This window comes from Sinorhizobium fredii USDA 257, from assembly GCF_000265205.3.
Classification (GTDB): domain Bacteria; phylum Pseudomonadota; class Alphaproteobacteria; order Rhizobiales; family Rhizobiaceae; genus Sinorhizobium; species Sinorhizobium fredii_B.
This window is the reverse complement of the sequence record NC_018000.1, coordinates 1,144,184-1,163,915: the sequence shown is the minus strand read 5'-3', so window position 1 is coordinate 1,163,915 and position 19,732 is coordinate 1,144,184. Positions and strand designations below refer to the sequence as shown.

14 protein-coding genes are annotated in these 19,732 nt (G+C 59.6%); 3 read left to right on the top strand and 11 right to left on the bottom strand.

Features of this window, described 5'->3' with window-relative positions; genetic code table 11:
* The first annotated feature begins 95 nt into the window (after positions 1-95).
* Complete coding sequence (locus USDA257_RS05365) at positions 96-1,883, top strand: type I secretion system permease/ATPase (protein ID WP_014761877.1); 1,788 nt, start codon at positions 96-98, stop codon at positions 1,881-1,883.
* 226 nt (positions 1,884-2,109) lie between these two features.
* Positions 2,110-3,402 (top strand): HlyD family type I secretion periplasmic adaptor subunit, encoded by a 1,293-nt coding sequence (locus USDA257_RS05360; RefSeq protein WP_223843395.1) that lies wholly within the window; start codon positions 2,110-2,112, stop codon positions 3,400-3,402.
* Between the two features lie 186 nt (positions 3,403-3,588).
* Here USDA257_RS05360 and USDA257_RS36895 read toward each other — a convergent pair whose 3' ends face one another.
* From USDA257_RS36895 to USDA257_RS05330, 6 genes are all read right to left on the bottom strand, one after another.
* Positions 3,589-3,858 (bottom strand): hypothetical protein, encoded by a 270-nt coding sequence (locus tag USDA257_RS36895; protein ID WP_144051897.1) that lies wholly within the window; start codon positions 3,856-3,858, stop codon positions 3,589-3,591.
* Positions 3,859-3,969: 111 nt separating this feature from the next.
* Positions 3,970-4,974 (bottom strand): nucleotidyltransferase family protein, encoded by a 1,005-nt coding sequence (locus USDA257_RS05355; RefSeq protein WP_014761875.1) that lies wholly within the window; start codon positions 4,972-4,974, stop codon positions 3,970-3,972.
* Positions 4,971-6,131 carry a PqqD family peptide modification chaperone gene (locus tag USDA257_RS32975; protein ID WP_014761874.1) on the bottom strand — a complete coding sequence of 387 codons (1,161 nt, stop codon included), beginning with the start codon at positions 6,129-6,131 and terminating at the stop codon, positions 4,971-4,973. The genes USDA257_RS05355 and USDA257_RS32975 overlap by 4 nt, the downstream gene beginning before the upstream one ends.
* A gap of 748 nt (positions 6,132-6,879) precedes the next feature.
* The gene (locus USDA257_RS05340) at positions 6,880-8,328 is read right to left on the bottom strand and encodes an undecaprenyl-phosphate glucose phosphotransferase (protein ID WP_014761873.1); all 1,449 of its coding nucleotides are present in this window, start codon (positions 8,326-8,328) and stop codon (positions 6,880-6,882) included.
* A 702-nt stretch (positions 8,329-9,030) separates the two neighbouring features.
* Positions 9,031-10,191 (bottom strand): glycosyltransferase, encoded by a 1,161-nt coding sequence (locus USDA257_RS05335; protein WP_014761871.1) that lies wholly within the window; start codon positions 10,189-10,191, stop codon positions 9,031-9,033.
* A 27-nt stretch (positions 10,192-10,218) separates the two neighbouring features.
* A complete protein-coding gene (locus USDA257_RS05330; protein ID WP_014761870.1) occupies positions 10,219-11,874 on the bottom strand; it encodes a GMC family oxidoreductase in 1,656 nt (551 codons plus the stop codon).
* 320 nt (positions 11,875-12,194) lie between these two features.
* On the opposite strand from USDA257_RS05330, the gene USDA257_RS05325 reads away from it, so the two are divergent.
* Positions 12,195-13,325, top strand: a complete 1,131-nt coding sequence (locus USDA257_RS05325) for a right-handed parallel beta-helix repeat-containing protein (RefSeq protein ID WP_014761869.1) — start codon at positions 12,195-12,197, stop codon at positions 13,323-13,325.
* A 16-nt stretch (positions 13,326-13,341) separates the two neighbouring features.
* On the opposite strand, the gene USDA257_RS05320 is transcribed toward USDA257_RS05325, so the two are convergent.
* From USDA257_RS05320 to USDA257_RS05295, 5 genes are all read right to left on the bottom strand, one after another.
* A complete protein-coding gene (locus USDA257_RS05320) occupies positions 13,342-13,758 on the bottom strand; it encodes a recombinase family protein (RefSeq protein ID WP_144051896.1) in 417 nt (138 codons plus the stop codon).
* 298 nt (positions 13,759-14,056) lie between these two features.
* Positions 14,057-14,953, bottom strand: a complete 897-nt coding sequence (locus USDA257_RS05315; protein WP_014761866.1) for a glycosyltransferase family 2 protein — start codon at positions 14,951-14,953, stop codon at positions 14,057-14,059.
* A gap of 155 nt (positions 14,954-15,108) precedes the next feature.
* Complete coding sequence (locus tag USDA257_RS05310; RefSeq protein WP_048657355.1) at positions 15,109-16,407, bottom strand: polysaccharide biosynthesis/export family protein; 1,299 nt, start codon at positions 16,405-16,407, stop codon at positions 15,109-15,111.
* Positions 16,408-16,696: 289 nt separating this feature from the next.
* Positions 16,697-17,950: a hypothetical protein gene (locus USDA257_RS05300; protein ID WP_014761863.1), complete on the bottom strand. Its 1,254-nt coding sequence runs from the start codon at positions 17,948-17,950 to the stop codon at positions 16,697-16,699.
* The gene (locus USDA257_RS05295; RefSeq protein WP_014761862.1) at positions 17,947-19,728 is read right to left on the bottom strand and encodes a Wzz/FepE/Etk N-terminal domain-containing protein; all 1,782 of its coding nucleotides are present in this window, start codon (positions 19,726-19,728) and stop codon (positions 17,947-17,949) included. The genes USDA257_RS05300 and USDA257_RS05295 overlap by 4 nt, the downstream gene beginning before the upstream one ends.
* Positions 19,729-19,732 lie beyond the last annotated feature (4 nt).

Genomic DNA, 19,732 nt, shown 5'->3' with positions numbered 1-19,732 from the left:
TCAGGCCCTGCCCGCCTGGCTTCCGTTCTTGCGAACTGAGACTTGACGATGGTCAAAGGCAGGACGCCCGCGACGGCTTCATTGGATTAAGACAGATGACCAATCCCCCCTTGCAGGCGCCATCGCCGCTCACGGGAGCCTTGCGCGAAATCCGTCCGGGACTCCTTGCGGCCGGCGGGCTTTCGCTCTTCGTCAATCTCCTCATGTTCGTGTCTCCGCTGTACACAATGCAGATTTATGACCGCGTCCTCACGAGTCGTAATGAAGTCACGCTCGTCATGCTCTCGGTGATCGTCGGTGTGCTTCTGATGACCTATGTGGCTCTTGAACATTTCCGGAGCCGTATTCTCCAGCAGGCCGGCGTGCGGTTCGACCGGCTCTTGTCCGCTCCCGCCTTCGAGGCGGCGCTCTCCTCGGCGCTGCGTTCCCGTGGATCAAATCACGCGCAGACCATGCGCGATCTCGATCTCATGCGCGAAATCCTTTCGGGCGGCGTCATGATGGCGCTGATGGACGCGCCTTGGGCGCCGATCTATCTCGTGATCTGCTTCCTGCTTCATCCGCTGATCGGCCTTGTGGCCCTGGTCGGCGCAGTGGCGATCGTGACGATTGCAATTGTAAATGAGCGCGCCACGAAGGGCTTGCTCTTACGAGCCTCACTCACGAACATTCGCGCCATCGATGGGCTGGGCTCCTCACTGCGCAATGCAGAGGCAATTCGGGGGCTCGGCATGGGGCCTGCTATCCAATCACGGTGCGCCAGAATCCGTGACGAAGCGCTTGCTAGCTCCGTCAGTGCAGGCGAGCGCGGAGGCACCTTTCTGGCGTTGTCCAAATTCCTGCGCATGGCCATTCAAGTCGGCATGATGGGCGTCGGCGCGTACCTAGCTATTCACCAGGACATCTCGGCAGGCGTCTTGTTCGCCGCATCGCTTATCATGGGTCGGGCGCTTGCTCCGATCGAGATTATGGTGGCGCAATGGAAAAGTATCGTCTCCGCGCGCAGCGCCCGTGCGCGCCTGGAACGGACATTCGACGAGAACCCACTCCTTACCGGGCGCATGCGCCTGCCTGACGCCTCGGGCATCGTTTCCGCGGAGAACCTTGTCGTCCTCGCCCCCGGCACGAACACGCCGCTCGTCATGGGCGCGACGTTTACGCTGAAGGCCGGGGAGATCGTCGCGCTCGTCGGACCATCTGGCTCTGGCAAATCCTCGCTCGCACGTGCGCTTGTGGGTGCGTGGTCCCCGGCACAAGGATGCGTGAGACTCGATGGCAACGATTTGCGCCATTACGATCCAGACCAACTCGGCTCTGCTCTGGGTTACCTGCCCCAGGACGTCGAGCTATTCTCCGGTTCAGTGCGCGACAATATTGCGCGTTTCCGGGCAGACGCAGCAGATACCCAGGTGATTGAGGCGGCAACACACGCCTCTGCGCACGAGATGATCCAGCGTCTCCCCAACGGATATATGACCGATATCGGGGAGGATGGAATTGGACTATCGGGTGGCCAGCGGCAAAGGGTTGGTCTCGCGCGAGCCCTGTTCGGCAAGCCGAGCTTCGTCGTCCTCGATGAGCCTGATGCTAACTTGGATGGCGATGGCAACCGAGCACTGGTCCGGGTCATCGAAAGACTCAGGAGCGACCGAAAGACCGTTGTGATCGTGACACACAGGCCGAACCTCCTGTCCGTGGTGGATCGAATTATCATTATGCAAGAAGGACGGGTCGCGCAGATGGGCAGCCGGGACCAGTTGCTGCCATCCATCGTCGGGCCGAATGTAGCGTCGGCACCGCGGCGGCCTGTCTGGGACGGGGGGCGTGCCGGACCGCCAGCATCAGCCTCGACTCCTCTCCTCAGGCCACGCGTCGATGCGTAGCCCGCCGAGATCAACCATGACGCCTGAAATCTCAAAAAGGGTCCCAACCATAGCGCGTGGTCGCGAGCTAGTGCGGACCGCCCGCACGACCCTGACCTCCGCTCGTACAGGTGTGGTAGGGCCGAAGATTTTATCGCTTTTGCGTCGGGCACAGGCGGCTCGAGCCACCTTCCCGCCAATTTCCGCGCAAACGGATCCTGCCGGCGCAGGGTACGAACCGTCACACGTGAACCTCTCCGGCGACTGGCGCAGGCCTGCGAGGATCGGCTTTGGCATCGTCGTGCTGACCTTCGGCATCCTCGGCGGGTGGGCCGCTCTGGCCAGACTCGACAGCGCCGTGGTCGCTTCGGGTACCATTGTAGTCGAAACCGACCGGAAGGCAGTGCAGCACCTTGCGGGCGGTATCGTACGTGAGGTTCTCGTCTCGCCCGACGCGCATGTGGGCGAAGGTCAGGTGCTCGTTCGGCTCGACCCGACCGAGGCGCGGGCCCAGGGCGAAATCGCGAGATCCGCCTTCTTCTCGCTGCTTGCCCAGGAGGCTCGGCTGCAGGCGGAATTGGATGGGGCCGACATGGTCACTTTCCCGAGCGAGCTCACGCGAGCTGCAAACGTGACGTTGGCCCAACGCGCGATGCAAGATCAGTTGCGACTGTTCCTAAAGCGCCGCTTGGCCCGCACGAACGACGTTTCCATTTTGGAAGAGCGTATCGCCCAGTCCGAACGGCAGATTGAGGCCGTGCAATCCCGAAGCGAGGCTGCCCGTTCACAAATCGAGAGCATTACGGAAGAGCACGACCAGCTGACGCCTCTGGCCAATAAGGGTATCATTCCGGTTACGCGGCTGACCACGCTCAAACGGCAGCGGGCCGACCTCCAGGGTCAGCTTGGGGCTTTCGTTGCCGACATAGCGGCCGAACGCCACACGATCGGCGAGGCGCGGCTCCAGATCGAGCAAGTGGGGCGTAAGGCCTTCGAGGAGGTCTCGCTACAGCTTGCCGAGAGCAGCGCCAAACTCGCCGACGCCGGCGAAAAGCTTCATGTGGCTGATGATGTGCTCAGCCGCACCGAAATACGCGCGCCTCGCTCCGGGCGCGTCGTTGGCTTTAAAGTCCACACGATTGGAGCCGTCGTTCGCCCCGGCGAGACCTTGATGGAGATTGTCCCCGACGACGACACTCTGATCGTTTTGGCCAAGATGTCGACGGTGGACATCAACAATGTTGTCGAGGGTCTGCCTGCCGAGATCCGACTTCCTTCCTTCAAGGCTCGCTCGACTCCGATTGCGATCGGTGAGGTACGCGCGGTTGCGGCCGACGCGCTTCATGACGAAGTGACGCGGGAGCCCTACTATGAGCTCAAGGTTTCCGTGCAGGTCTCTCGCTTTCCCGAAGAAGTCCGCGCAAAGCTGCGGCCCGGCATGCCTGCGGAGGTGATCGTCGCTACCGGCGAGAGGACCGTGCTGTCCTACCTGACACAACCCTTGACGGACGCCTTCCGGCACGGCATGCGCGAGAACTGATCCCTTGTGCACACGCCGGGGTTCTCGGGATCGGGACAGATCGCAGCTGCGCTGCAACTAAGCCGCATCGATGCCGCTGGCACGCAAGTTCAAAAGAACAGGATGCCCTTAAGCCCAGGACAATGGGCTCCGCCTCCTTCGCAATGACCAGTTGCCTTCGAACGATTGAGGTGTCGAGATGAGCCGTTACCTGTGCTTGCGGCCAAGGCGAGCCAAGCGTAAACCTTTCTTGCCCCATCCATGCTTGCCCGATCCATGTCCTCTATGCGACGCTGCAATAGCTTGAGACGTCAAGCTCGTCCCAAGTAACAGGGCAATGGATGGAGGCGTCACAACGGCAAACTGCCCCGCCTTTTTCAGAAACTCTCGGCGCGCCCGCTCTTCTTGATCCAGCGCATCAGACTTTACTTCGTGTTCCTTCGCACTCTTTACTTGAGATTTTACTGTTCTTTTCATGGAAAATACCTATTAGCTGGAAGCGTTCTTTTTTTACAACCTTAATAATACCATGCACTTTTCGCGACAACAACACGCTCTTCGAGAGTCCATTCGGGAAACTAAGTATTACTACACTTTTGATCCAAGGTCGCCATCAAGGAGGATGCTGGCGGCGCGGCGCCCCATGGCGAACGGATTCCGTAGTGCCAAACCATCACCATGCAGCACACGCCATAGGGCCCAGAGCGAATTGCCGACCAGGCGCAACGGAATGCCGAGGAAGGGATGGTACAGGGGGAAGACGCGCCGCCAGTGCTGAAAGCGGACCAGCGGACGCCGCACACATTCCTCCGGTACCTTGGCGCCAAAGAAGTGGCTCAATGCGAGGAGTTGAGTATCAAACGCGTTCCTCGTGTGCCGATCCGGCAATGATGCGCGCAACACTGCCCAATCCGGCTCATGCTCTTCGGCCAGTAGTGCCAGATCATAGAGGTGCCGGAAGTCTGTTCTTCCGCGCCAGTAGTCCGCCTCCTTTACGAGATCATGCATGATCCAGTGGAGAGCCCGAGACTGTGGGGCGGGGATTCTTGCCCGAACGCCACAACGGCTGGCAAGCTTTGCAGGCTCTCGATCGATCCGCTGAATCGGCCGAAGCTCCAGGAGACCGACGTCTAGTGGGCGTCCCATGCCGTCGCCAGAGAACCCCACTGCGGCATAGCCAAGATTGATGAGGCAAGCGCGGGCAACCTCTAAAGTGTCCGGTTCCACAGCCAAGTCGAGATCGGTCATGATCCTGTTCGGAACCCTACCGCCAGATGACAGAAACAAGGGGACGGCCCCTTTGAGCAAGACTGGAACAATGCCGCACTGATTGAGCGCAACAACGGCTTCATGCAGCTGCTTGCGCAAGCGTAAATTACGCTCCCGATTGCACTCGTAAATGAAGCGAAGATACTGGTGCACTTCTTTGGGGAGCCGGTCAGACTGATCCGATTGGGTAAGAGAGTCAAACAACGCGGGAGTAAGCAGGGTGTGATTGGCGAGGGCAATCAGCGCTTGCCAATCGGCCGTCACGACGAGCTGGCCGCGGAGTCCTGCGATCAATGCCTCAAGCGCACCTCTGGCGGGCTTCATCGGCACGCCGCCTTCAAAAGTTCTACCGCGTCATCCAACTTGGAATAAGTGAGGCAATAGCCATTTGCGGTTCGGAGGACCTGGCAAAGCGCATCGAACGCGGAGTTGCTTAGCGCCTTGTTCCGCGCAAAGGCGCCGTTCAGCAAGCCATCGAGGACGTCGGTCGGCTCAAGCCGCCGCAGGGAAGGTTCGGCATTCTGCGCCCGGCAGAGCAGGACCACCCAACCGACGGGCCGGGGAACGGGAGCGACATGATTCTCAGGCACAAGAAAGCGCACGCGCTTACGATCTGGGCGCCGGTAAATCGGAGACCTTACGAGTTCTGGAAAATATTCGCCCAGAACGGGCCATGAGCCCGATTTGACCGCAGGCGCAAAAGCAAGGCCGATAGCGTGTCCGGCTGAGTCGAGAAGTGTCACATCGTCGGCCGCGAAGCCGAACCCTGCGTGAATCAGCGCTAAGGTCAGGGTCGTCTTGCCAGCGCCAGGGTTACCGCAAACGAGGAGCGTGCGGTCGCTTTTGAACAGGGCAGCCGCATGGAGGGCGAGTTCATACTCACTGTGGCCAAGTACTTCGGCCAGCAGCTGACCTTTGATCATAATTGGAATCTCGTGTCGACAGCAGGAGTCAGTCCACTGGCCATCCCGGAATAGATGGACCCGCTCCCGGTGCTCAACCAGATGGAATAGGACGTCGGCGGGCCTGTTTCGAACCTCGAGATGCCGGAATACAGTTGCGGCCGGAAAGGCGATGGTTGACGGATAGAGTATTCGCACCGACACGCCTGGAACGGCAACGACCTGGCAAAGATGTCGCTCAGTTGCGATTGGGCTCGGTGGTGGAGCGGGCTGGATCAGGCCGAGCCGTTCCCAGTCTCGAAGGGCGGCCTCGACATAACCATAGGCTTCCTGCCTATCAACGCCGCGGGCTACCATTTCATCCGAGATAGCCTGGACCGGCACGCCGCCTTGAAGCGAGCGCCAGATATCCGCCGCAGTGTCATTGAGTGTAAAAACCGCCCCCTGCGTTGAACCGAACAGGATATTTTGCCCGTTGATGCATGCAAGCCGACCTTGGGGAAGGAAGCTCGCCGCAGCATACTCGACAAGGAGAGGCCCAGCGCTTCGGTTTTCTTGCGGCCTCACGGAAACCGTCATCCGCGTTGATCCGGGCGTGGAGATCGTTCAACTCGACCGAAAGTCACGACGAGAAAGGCACGATCATTGTCAATCGTTCGCGTCATAGCATTTCTCCTCCGCTCCCCATAGCGGTAACTTGCCTGCGCCTTTGCCGTGCGGGCACTCTTGCTTATTGACAGTCCCAAAGCAGTGCGGATACGCGTCAACCATCCCCATAGTTCGGCTTACCGCTGATCATCGCTTGCATTCAGGCGTTCTGTAACAGCGGCTTTGGACGTACACCCGTGGATCTCATGACGTCATCTGCGGGATGACATTCGCATGGCTCAACCGAGGGGCTACACCTCTCAGATGTGGAGTCACACCCGAAAGTCGTATCCAACAGGTCCCATTTTCTGGCCCCGAGGTCTCGCTTGGCAGCCAAGATGATGGCGTAGCATTCGGCAGAATCGCCTTGGTTCCGGCGCTGGGGTGTCGGCGTGCCATGGAAGCAGGCGGATTATGAAAAAGATCGCTCAGCGCGGGCGATGGCCTCCGGGGTCATGTAACTAGGTTCAGGACCTAGACCGTTGGAGCGCCCACTCGCCATTGTGTTCGAGCCGCAATTCAAGGCGCATGACGTCGTCACGCTGCTCTACTAACACGTTGCGCTGCTGCTGGCTGGCGGCCACCGGTGTATCGTGCGTAAAGGCCGTGGCGCTCAAGGTGGAGATGACACGCCTGCCGCTCTTTCCGCCGCCAGCGGTTCCGAGCCGGCGAAGTTCGGCTAAAAGGCGTTTCGACCCGTCCAGACGCGGGGAATGGTGAGGAGCAGGATCTTTATGTCGAGCCATGCCGACCAGTTGTTAACGTACCACATGTCGTGTTCGACACGCTTAATCATCATATCGACCTGCGGTGTCGCGCCGCGCCAGCCATTGATTTGCGCCCAACCGGTAATTCCTGGCTTCACCTTGTGGCGAGCTGTGTAGAAGGAGATGATCTGGCTGTATTCGCTGTCATGTGCCAGCGCGTGCGGTCGCGGACCTATCAACGACATCTCGCCCTTCAGCACGTTCCACAACTGGGGAATCTCATCGAGGCTGGTCCTTCGCAATATGCTCCCGACGCGGGTGACGCGGGGGTCTCCCCTGCAGGCCTGCGCGACAACGGGTCCGTCCTCCAGGATTGTCATCGTCCTGAATTTGTAGATCTTGAATGGCCGGCCGTTGAATCCGACGCGACGTTGACAGAAGAGCACCGGCCCCCTGGATTCAAGAGCAACCAGCGCCGCTACAATGGCCAAAAGGGGTAAAAGAAATGGAAGGGCTGCAGACGTCAGCACAAGATCAAACAGCCGCTTCCTAAGCAGTTGGGGTGCCGTCAGGGGCGCGCGCTGCAGTTCTATCGCCCTTGTTCCTCCCACGTTGACGAACGGCCGTTGCAAGAGCGAGCTGACGATGTCGTCCGGGAGGAGTCTTACGGGTACCGGAACCATGGAAAGATGGCCGGCAATTTTCTCGATCAGGGATATGTCAGCCCAGTTGGCTGCAAGGAGTATCTCGTCGACAGAACGCCGGCGCACATGTTCAACGAGTTTATCCATACACTCCAAGAGCGCACCCTCGCTGGATGCCGGCGGCAATGTAATCGTTTGACAGACGTCGCATCCGGAAGCCTTGATTGCCTGGACCACGCTGCTTAACGAGCGCACGTCTGACTGCGCGACGATTACCACTTGCAGTTTGGCAAGCACGTTTGATCTGGTCAAAGAGGCAAATAGCCGGCTCGCGCCAAGGCGCGCGAAGATGATGCCGCCGAGTCCCGTCACGAAGAATAGTATGACGGCTTCTCGCGAGAATATGTCTCCCACTTTGAGTGCAAGCGCCACAACGGAGAGGCAAAGAAAGACCGCCGTCCAGATCAGTACGACTTCCTTGAACTGAGAGGCTGGCCGCCGCAGCTCGGAACTCGGATATAGATCGCGCGCATATGCGGTAGTCGAAAAAAGGGCGGCTACAACGACGCCGAGTCCGAAGTTCCGGCCGTACTCGCCGAGATGCCCGGAGCTCACTAGGTCGAATATCATTCCGGAGACCATGCTGAGCAGCACGACGGACGTTGCCTCGAGAAGCGGAAACAACTGCAGAAGAACGCTGACCTTCAGAGGCACGTTCCACCGCGGTGCGTTTGAGGCGGCGCCCGCGCTGGGGCGCCCTTCTTGAAGAAGTGTCATGACGGTCCGCTCGTTCAAAGCCGCATCAGTCCACGCGATGACCGCCCTCCTCGGTTGAAGAAGCCAAATGCTCAGCGACGCGTGTTACCCGTCGCCTGCGGTCATTGCCCCTCCACAGGAAGTTTGCTTGCCGTTGCCGGCGGTAGCACTCGGTTCTTGGGGTTACGTCAGGATGGCAGCGACACCGTGCGAATCCAATTCGGCAAAAGCTCTACCCCCAAAGGGCAGAGCCGGGAGAGACAGGACGTTATCCTTGCCCGCTTCCGGCGTCGTTTTCCCTATGGAGTACCTCGAAATGGAAAGCCAACCGAAGCGGCGGACGTTCGGACGTTCTGACGCAAGCTTCGGGCCCGGAACGTCCAGCGTGTCAATCAAGACGAGACTCGGCAGCCGCGGTGGAAGGCAGACGGGATGGCACGAGCGGAGTTCTAACGCCGCTGGCGCGCTGACTTCGCGCGACAGAGTTCTCTCGCCACGTTCTGAATTGACCACGACGCGGCCAAGCTTCTTGATATCTAGATGTGACGGACGTGCGCCGCCTGGCCTTGGAAAAGCCTTCGATGACCGACGGGACCATCTACCCTCAACGCAATGGCCTAAAACTGCATCCTTGGGGATGTTCATCCGGTGTGTTGAAGTCTGGTAATTTCAGCCTTCCCGGACGATCCAGATGGACACCCTTCGGTGACTCACATCTAGAGCCTAGGCGAGCGCCATTGTATCGGAGGCGATCTGGCGCAGCCGGGACTTGCGGAGGTGGAGTCGCGGGAGCGGCTCCATGCCGATCGTGGACAGGATATGCTCCCACCGGTAAACCCAGTCGTGCATCTCGAGACAGCGAATTGCGTTTGTTCGGCGCACCCGCTCAGTGCGTCGGGGATCGGCGTCCAACAGGTCGATTACGTCCGCGATGCTGCCCGATTCCGGACTGACCTCGATCACCGCGTCTGGCCAGTCAAAGTGCTCTCTGAATTCTGCGCATTGCGGCGCCGTTCCAAGCATGACGGCGCCGCCTGCGGCGCCTTCGAAGAGACGGGCAGGCAGCACCTGCTCGCCGGCAACCGTCACGAACTTTGAGTTTGCAAGCGTCGCTGGATTGAAGGCCATGAAATAGCGCGTCCGCTTGATGATATTGGCGAGCAGCAACCGATGCTCTCGCCAGTCCTTCACCCGGGAACTCGTGCTTGCGAGCGTGTCGTACAGATAGAAGAAGTCCCGCTCCTCCGCCAGCTTCAGAAGCTGCCCATGTATCTTCGCGGCTCGGTTGCCGATCGAGTATACGTCGATCACACGTTTGGCCGGCGACAGACATGGCGTTGAAATAAGGCCGTCGACACCCGTGGCAAGGAAGGAACAAGGCGTGCTGGTGTATTGAGGAAGTCGCGGTATGCACGCATTGTGCAATAGGAACACGTGATCGAACTGGTCCAGAAGCTTGAGATATTGGCGGTCCTCCTCGAGGGTCGTCGACCAGAGTTCGAACAGATACGCGACCGCGACCTTGCTGCGACCGCGCCAGTCCTGGATGCGAGACAATTCTACAAGGCTTTGTGGGCTCCAGGCGACGAAGAAGAAAAGATCGTAGTCTTGGGTGAGCCGAACATGCTCAATGGTTGGCGCGTTCCTCAACCCTATCCCTTTGCGAATCGCGTTCGTCAGTCTGTTGAAGTCACGTTGCATGTCGTGAGGGTCGTGCTTTGGCAAGACGGCGTGAAAATGTCTCGTAAGGTAGTTGTCGATGCCGGGCGCGATCAGGTCGCCGTCCTCGCATTCCGCAACGATACGGCAGAATTCATAAGCCAAGGCAAAGTGAGCCCGGTCCTTCGCATTGAATTCAGAGGCAACAAGTGTACGTCTTTTCAAGGAATTCTCCCGCCAGTTGTCGCTCGACTATTCGGCCGCTGCAGGCTGGGCCGCTCCATTGTGCGCCAGCGCCGCAAGAGGCAACCGGCCAAGAATCATGTCTGCCGCCTTCTCCGCGATCATGAATGCAGCGGCCGACGTGTTGGCCGAGGGAACGGCGGGCATGATGGAAGCATCGACGACCCGCAACGCCTGCATACCGTGGACCCGCAACTGGTCGTCCACGACAGATGCAGCACTGACAGATGGGCCCATCCGGCACGATCCGCATAAATGATAGCCAGTCATCCCAACTTCGCGGGCAAACTGCAGAAGGTCTGTGTCGTCCGTTATTTTCGGACCGGGAAACTCTTCCGTGCAATTGAAGCGCCTTAGTGCCGGGGCGCGAAGCAACTGTCGCGCAATTTTCATTCCGTCGACGATAACCTGCCGGTCTCGCTCATCGGCAAGATAGTTGGGTTGGATGAGTGGAGCTTGAAACGGATCTGCCGAGTGGGCGCGCACATATCCGATGCTCTTCGGCCGCAACTGGCTATAGCCAAGCTTGACGACCGGAAATCGCCGTCCGTGGTGGTGGGCATAGTTGCCCAAGGCAACATCCAGTTGGATATCAGGGGTGGAGTGAATATCCCGCGAGTTGACGAATCCGTATACGAGCGATGGGCTGACGGCGAGAAAGTTCGGCCGGCCCAGCATCCATTTGGCCGCCTCGCGCAGGAGAGCGAGGCCGTGCCCGCTGACGGTTTGAATGCCTTCCACGCGGGCGATCAGGTGGACTACGTAATGGTCCTGAACGCTTTCACCGACACCTGGTAGTTCGTGCACGAGCGGAATCCCAAGACCGGAGAGTATGCTCGCAGCTCCCACCCCGGACAATTGCAAGAGCTTAGGTGAATTCGCTGCCCCGGCGGATAGGATTACCTCGCGACGCGCCTTGACGAAGCTCGTGGGATGGCCCGGCCCGCGTGCATACCGAACACCGATGGCCCGCGTTCCTTCGAACTGAACGGCAGTGGCCTGTGCATTTGTGCGGATGTCCAGGTTTTTCTTCTTGGCAAGCGGCCGTAGAAACGCCCGCGCTGCGCTCACGCGCCATCCGCGTGTGATATAGCGTTGATAATAGCCCACGCCGGCCTGGCCTGCTGCATTGTAGTCGGGATTTCGCGCAATACCGGCGCTCAGTGCAGCCTCGATGAATGCATCGCACAGCGGATGTCGCCAATCGCAATCCGTAATCGGAAGCAGCCCCTCCGTGCCGCGGTAAAAGGAATCGCATTCGCCAAGCCTGCGCTCGGATCTCTTGAAATAGGGCAGCACGTCGGCGTAGGCCCAGCCTCGATTGCCCTGTGTGGCCCACTCGTCGAAGTCCGCAGCGGCCCCACGGTTATAGATCATACCGTTAATTGTAGTCGAACCACCAAGTGTCCTGCCCTGCGGCATCGGTATGGAACGATTGGCCGTCCCCGGACTCGGCACGGTTTCGAACGACCAGGCATATTTCGGATTCGAGGACGTCTTGTAGAGTCCCGCCGGGATGTGAAGAAGGATATTGCGATCGGGCGGCCCGGCTTCCAGCAGGCAGACCGTATTGGTCCCATCAGCCGCCAAGCGATTCGCCAAGATGCAGCCGGCCGCCCCTGCTCCAACGATCACGTAGTCAAAGACATCCACGTCAAGCGACATCGTTCCGCGCTCCGTTCCCTTTCAACTCCCGAGCATGGCAGGGAATACGGAGGATGGCACTTACCCAATCGGAATTAAGCCTTACGAAGGTCTTGCATGGTGGATTAGATGGAGACAGGTTGAGGGGCCTGTTACTTGGCGCGAAGGGTTTTCCTCTAGAGCTTTGCAAAGCGGCTGGCGCACGAGGGAGATGGTCATGCCTGAGGACAAATTGGCCGAGAACGCCGCCTCGCTGTGGACTGCGCATTTGGGGCTTATCGATCGCCTTGGTGTGGCCGCACAGGTCGCGTTGAGATCTTGTACGCAAACGGGATCGACGGATGGTTTCCATGTCGCGCGGCCAGAAGCGTCTTGAGGTTGAACGGCGGGAACGCCGCTCACCGGATCACGTTGGTGAAGTCCCGTGGCACAGTCGTCGGTGGCTCCTTGCCGGGTTGCTTGCGCTACCTGCGTCGGCCGTAGTCGGTGCAGCAGTACATCTGGCAAAGGGGCGGCTGAGCGGCGGCGCGGCCACCTTTTTGCGCCCGAGCGGACCCGTTCTCTCGCGCGCGAATGGGCAGATCATTGAAAATCTTGACATCTATGCCCCCGAAGGGAATGGTGTCACGATACTCCATCCCGGCGTCATAGTCCGCAACTGCCGCATCCGTCATGGTAAGGGCAGCGGAGTACATGCCCGCGGAGCAGCCGAAATACGCCTGCAGGATCTTGAGATCGATCATGTCGGCGCTACTCCTTCGGGTGCAGGACCAAGCCAGGACAGCAGCAATATCGAACTGGAGGACTGCCCGGATTCGATCATCGTCCGAGTCAAGGCGTCCCGCGGCTCGTCCAACGTCTATGTCGTCGATAGTCCTCGCATCCAGATGAGCTTCCTCGAACTCCACGATCCGCGCGGGCCCTTCCCGCGTGGACAGAATGTGCAGTTCAACCGCTCTCCGAACGCGCGCCTCGAAGATTTTTCGGCCGAGAATGGCCCCAGTTCCTGGACCGAGGACAATATTTCCGCCTTCCACTCGGATCGCTGTACAATTCGACGTGGGCTCGTCTTCTACAACAACAGCCCCACTGGCGTCGGCGTCATGCTGGAGGGAAGCTTCAATTGCCGGGTCGATGAAGTTGACGCCGTTCAACAGGGAAACGGCGCTTTTTCGGCGGTTCCGCAGGGTGACGTCGGCAGTGGAGGTTGCTCATTCAATCGCTGCCGAAGCCGGGACACCTACAACGAGCCACGGGACGGCAGGGATGCCCCGACCTCCAACGGTCTGTCGTTCCAGACCCGGATATCAGAAGGGGCTGAAAGGCACAGCATCCGGGACTGCTGCGTTTATGCGCTGGCCAATGCCAACAACATCATCTGGGAAATGGGCGCCGTGCAGGCCGGATGGTCCATTGAGCATAAGGCATTCGAGCCCAGGCCGCCATTGCGGCTCGTCTTCAACTGGCAGTGATCGTCACCCCGACCTGCTACCGACCACGCCAAAAGTGAACCAGATCCGCCAGCATAGACCGCAGCGGGGACATCCCAAGCGTCCAGAGAGGCGCTGAGGCGAGAACCATCCGTCCCGTCGTCGTGCTGGTATCGATCGGTGTGCCAACGATACGGAGACCGACATCCTTGCTGCCAAGCCTTTCGATGAGCGCCAGAACTTGCCGGGTTGTGCGCGCAATGCGGTAAGGCCTCGTGACGGCAATCACGTCTCCTTTCCTGGCGCAAGCGATCGCCTTCTCCAGTTCCGGCGTCGAACCGAACATGCCGGTCTTCTCGCAGAAGAAGTGCTCGGCTCCCAAGCGCGTAAGATGAAGCTTCTGCGCCTCCAGGCTTGCGACGGGTTCGAACTTGCCAATACGACAGTAGCCAATAATCATAACATTGCCGAACAACAACAAGCATTCAGGAAATAGGACGCAAGGCGTCCGATGAAACCGCTGCCGATCTGAGAGGCCGAGGGCCGCCGCGGCTCTGCGGTCTTTGTGCCTTCCTGCGGCAATCCGGTATGGCCGGCAAGTTCAAGATATTGCATTGCGACTCTGTGGGCATCGAACTGGTTCACCCTCTGGCGTGCCCGCCGACAGACGCGACCACAGGTCATCATCGTCCAGCACCGTCTTCAGCGCCGCTGCCATCACGTTTGGCTGCGGGTCGGGGTCGGCTCCCGCCGTACCGATGACGTGATCGCAGTCATGGCCGGTCCCCCGAGCCGAGTAGGCCTGAGCCAGCAGACCATATCGACACGCTCCTCATCAGCCGCAAAAGGCGAACCGTGTAGAAGCGAAGCGGTTGCTCGCGAAGATGCTCGGGCGGAGCGGTCACAATCAGACCGTCGTCAATAAGGACGTGACTGCCAGTCGAGGCATGTATCGCCGTATTGAGGACGACATGCTCGCAGCTCTCGCGATCACGGGCATCCATGTAGGAATGGGCATAGTAGGGTTCCGCCCGGTAGAGGCAGAGGCCGTTGAAAGCCGAGATGCAGTGCCGCAGAGAACTCGCCGACACCCGTTCCTGTGCATCGTGGACGCATCGTGCCAGGGTGGAGCGATAGGTGAGCGGATTTCGTTTTGCGCGATCGATAGTATGCTGAAGATTCTCCATGAATAGGCCCTCGCACCGCAGCGCCAGCAGATCGTAGTAGAGCGGCTTCGAGTTCGCGGCCACGGCGAAGAGGCTCCCGTCGGCGGCGAGCCGATCGAGTGATGAGACGAACGCGGCGACCGTAGGGGGGGCTGCGAACACGGAGTCCAGGTCGACGACACAGACATGGTGCGTGGCGGGATGGTTTTTGCTCGCGTGCTGACGAAGGAATTCCCGACCGGCCGCCATGCGCGGCAGCCGCTCGGGGATCGTCGCCATAAAATCCGTCGCAATGATCTCGACCGAAGCATCGCCGCGGGAGTGCTCGAGGAGCAGCGCGCGCGTGTCATCCGTTGACCCGTTTTCGCCGATGGCTGCCCGGACCCGCAGGCCGGCACCTCGCAGTTCGGCGATGAAGCGGAAGAAGTTCGGAAGCGTCCTCGCACAATTGCGCGCGAGTCCCAGGAAGAGAATATCGCAGTGGAGAGGAACGGTGACGCTCATCACGCAAGCACCTTCCGGCCGAGCCGATAGGCCGAGCGCGCGCAGAGATACACCGGCTGGGGCGCATTCCACGACAGAAAGCCGTCAAGAGCATCCTTCCAAAGTAGTGAGGCGTGAACCAGCAAGACGCGCATCGGTGATCGCTCCGGTGAATCTCAGTTCGGCATCGCTGGCGCCGGTGGCGACGACGCGACAGCACCGGCAAAGTCGGGCTTCGGCAAAACGATCTCGACAACGTCGCCGGGCTGAAGCCCGAGATCTTCGCTGCCGGGGAGCGTCTCGCCCCCCTGCTCTCGCATTCTATGGACTGCAATGTCGGGCCGGTCGGCGGCTACCAGCAAGGTGGATTGCGCTTGTCCAGTAAGCGCCAGCTTCTGCGCCGTACCCTCAAGACGCGCTGAGACCTGGGCGAGGTTCATATAGGCCTCCTGCAGCTCTCCCAAGGCCGCGATTTGGCGTTCACTGTCAATCTTGTTCAGCTGTCTGATATATTCACCGCGCTGGCGCTCGATATTCGAAGCCTGGACGACGGTGTCGAGCAGCTGAGTTGATGACAAAAGCATGGCTCTGCGGGCTTCGGACAGGCGTGTAGTCGGCGCCAAGCCCTTCTGAAAAAGCTTCCTGACGCTCTCGTAATCGTCGCTGTCGGCCTGGTTGCCTTCTTCATCCTTCTTCTTCTTTTCAGCCAGGAGTTCCAGTTGCAGGCTCGCCTCCTCGACCGCCTTGCCCAAGAGCGCCTTGTCCTTTTCACTGTCTGTGCGCCGAGCCTCGAGATGCCCTACTGCTGTTTGCTTCAACCTTTCGGCGAGCGCCTCAGGCACCGGCACGTTCTCGACATGTTCGACTTTTTCGCCGAGTTCAGTGCGAAGGCGCCAAATGCGGACTTGTTCCGTTGCGAATTGCGCCCACAGGGCTCGATACTCGGCACGGAAATCGGTCGCTTCCACGAGGGGATTGGTAACGCGAACCTGGGCAATGCTGTAGCCACCCGCAACGGCCACAGCCTGTCGGACGGTCATGCCGGGCCGGAACAGGTACTCTCCCGGCCTGGCCACGTCACCATAAACGTAGATAGGCCGGTATTCGGCAACCGAAACGAAGACTTGGTCGGCCTGGATCAGGTGCGTTATTTCACGCCCGTCCGAGGTCGCCTGCCGATACTGCTTGTTAGCGAGATTGCCGGCCAGTAGCTCCTGCGCTTGGTGAATGGAAAGGCCGCTGAGCCGGAGCTCTCCGACCAGCGCCAAATTCACTTCGCCGTCAACGCCGATCAGCAATCTCTGCCTGAATTCGCTAATGCCAGGGATCGAGACTTCAAGCGTGTCCCCGGGCTGCAATTTGTACTCGGCCAGTGCCCCGGCCGGAACCAGGGCGACAGTCCCAGCGAACAAAACGAGACGGCTCGACACCATTGCCAACGAGCAGGCCGAACCCAAGGATTTCGATAACTTCATGGATCACCCAAACGTTTTTTCCGATATCGCTCCAGCGACCGTCGTGGGTTTCGTCGGCGCGGACGAACCTGTGCTTCGCATGGTCTATGCTACCAAAAGCGGCATCGCCGGGGCCGAGGCAAATGGCTGCCAGATTGGCTCTTTTGAGGCACTCCTGATGGGCCGGATTCGACGCCAGGGTTGAGGCGCGGGCACATCGGCGCCCGCTTTCATACTCGTGCCTCCCGCGCGGCCGTATCAGTGTTCGATCGGAGCGCCGCGCGTCCTTTTAGACGCGCAAAGGTCGCTGCTAATTCTCTGCCCGAGCGCTGGCGCGAAGTGCAATGAGATAGCCGTATGCGAAAGCAATTCCCACGATCTGTATGGGGCTCTCAAGGACCGGGTTGACGAACATGGCGAGGAAAATTGTGAAGAAGACTACCGATGCATGATTGCGAACACCGCAAGGCAGCCGGCGTGGCGGGAAGGCCGCCAAAATGGCGGACACTATCAAAATGAATCCGATGACCCCGGTCCGCAATAGGGCTTGAAAGAACGAATTGTGAATTCCCGTTGAGAGTATCTCAAGCATCCTGGCATGCGTGATATTCCGGGTGTCAGGAAGAAAGGTGAAATCCACGAAGCCTGGGATCTCATATCGCCACCGAACCGACTCTTTTCCAAATCCGATGCCAATCCCGTATGTATCCGCCACGGATGCGAGTGCGTCCGAAATAAACGCGAGTCGGATTCCGGAGTTCGGGTCCAGAGCAAAGGTTTGAGGTACGAAATTCAGCCCGACGGCATAGGCTGCAGTCACTGCCGCTGCCAGCGCTGCAACTGTCAATCGGCCGGGTACGCCGCTTAAAATAATAGCAATGGTGACCGCAAGCACCTTGAACTGAACCAAAGGGCTTACGAGGGCAAAACCCAATATGAGCAAAATGCCGCCATAGCGGCGCCAGTCATTCGTCAGGAAGATACTGCCTGTGATGAAGAACACGGCAATGGCAATGCTATTGATGAGCGAACCATAAAGTATCAATGTCGTGGCGGCCGGCGATGCGCCCTGATATTGCACACTCTGCTGATACATGACAGCCGGTCCGACGACGAGAGAGAGGAACAGGAAGACCGCGGCACCCCAAAAGGGGTTGCCGTTCATCAGCCTGCGTCGGAAATAAGCCTTGGATGCCCATGCAACGGCGAAGAAACCGACGATCGGGACGATCTGCCTTATGACTGCTTCCTGAAGGAAGTGAACTTGCCAGGATTCCGGCATCAGCCGGTATCTGGACAGCAGGGCGATTAAGAGGCAGAAGGCCGTGTAGACCGACAGCAGTCGGGGCGGAATCGTCTGGCTCAGCACGGCGTAGGCCAGGCACGCACCTACCGGGATCACCACGAAGAAGGGGCCCAGCAGGCGCAGCGATATTGCGAGGCCGCAGGCTAGCCAAATGCCGGAGAGGAAAAGAGTGTAATCGAGTACGTCAGGGGCATGGCTGCGGACGAGGTTGACCGGCCTCACGTCCATCCTGCGTGACAAGGTGGCCGTCGAAGTCATGGGCCGTGTTGCCGCATTCGACCGGAAGCCTTCCCCAGCCCCACCGGTCCGCGTGGCTTTCCGCCACCAGCTGGGCGGCGCAAGAAGGACGGCAGACGGTTTGTCCGGGTCAGAGCGACTGCTGAGAGCTTCTCTGCGGGGATGATGCGCAGCATTTCACCGAGGTGATCGGCGGAAGTGCGGCGTGCCAACACCACGAGTACCTCGCTCAGGATGCCCATGGCCGCCTCCAGATCGGCGGTACGGTCAGTGCTGTGAAAGTCAACGATCACACAACTGTATTCTTGCTGCAGATGCTGGAGTGCGGCGGAGATGGAGAGCGAGGCATTCAAGTCGGAGATTGGCTCGGTGGGCCTGAGAACCAGAACCTCCAGTTCCTCCTGATCCGAGCCAATGGTGGCAAACGCCCTGGCGAGCTTCCGACCTGGCTCCGCGCTCAGCATTGGCTGATCCATGGACGGTTTTTGCCAATTGGCATCAACGAGCAGTGTCCTTTGCCCCGTTGCCGCGATGAGCCGAGCGAGATGAGCTGCCACCGTAGACGTCCCGGATGCGGCAAGGGGCGACGCGACGCCGATGACAAAGCCAGTTTGGCGACCGTGAACTCCGCGCATGCGGGCGGCAATTTTGCTTAGGGAACTGAGAAGCTCGAGGGCACCTTTCGAATAGACGGGCTGCAAGAATTGCTCACATCGCTGCAGTATCTTCCACCTGTGGCGAGGAATTCTCGGGGTCCCGACTACCCGATCAATGCCGGTCGACCGGCGCACATCCTCGACTGTTGTCAGGGGGTGGTTTATCACCTGCCTGGCCAATGCATGACCCACCCCGGCAACACCGCCAGCCACAACGGAAAGCGCCGCGATCAGCACCGTTGACGGCCAACTGGGTCGACGAGGCGGCTCGGCTGCCGTGATGACTCTTGCGCTCGGGATTAGTGAGGAGGCGCTGAAATCGGAGTGCGTGCGCTGCAGAAGGGCATTGTAAAGGGAGCGATAAACTTCAGCCGCGCTCTGTTGCTCACGAAAAAGCACTCTTGCTCTCTCGGCGGATTCGGGATCTGGGGGGAGTTCCTTCTGTTGATCACTCACAAAGGCCTTCTGCCTGAGTTCGGCCAACCGCCTTTGCAGATCAAGTGTTTCCTCCGCGCGAGCCCCCCGCCGGCGATCGCTCTGATTTCCGATGTAGCCGTCTGCGACCGCGTTTGCGAGAATGGCCGAGAACTGTGGGTCCGTAGAGGTGAACCCGATCTCGACGGCGCTCGAGAAACCCAGCTGGCGAACGCTGAGCGCATCCCGCACGATGACGATCGCCTCATGCCGGATGTTTGGCTTAACCGCCGGCAGTTCGGTGCCGAAAAGAGAAGCTATTTGGCTTTTCACGTAGCCGGAGATCCGCGCGCGCAAGCCGTCATCCGCCACAAACTCTTCGCGTTCCGATAAGCCATTGCGGTCAACGACGCGTCCGATGACCTCGTCCGACTGAATGACCTGGATCTGACTTTCGACATAGGCCCGGTCATCTGCTTGAGCTTCGCCGGGTTGCGGATCGGGCGGAGATGAAAGAAGGATCGTCGTGTAAGCGGTGTAGTATCCGGGCGACAGGACCGCATAGGCTCCGCCAATACCGACGCTCACAACCACCCAGAGGAGACAAAGGCGCCAACTGCTGCGAACAAATGCTATGATATCTTTCGCGGTCAACTCGTCGCCATCCCCGGGGGGAACCGATTGGTGAGACGGGCCGGAGGACTCAACGATAAAGCGATTGGCAAACATACAC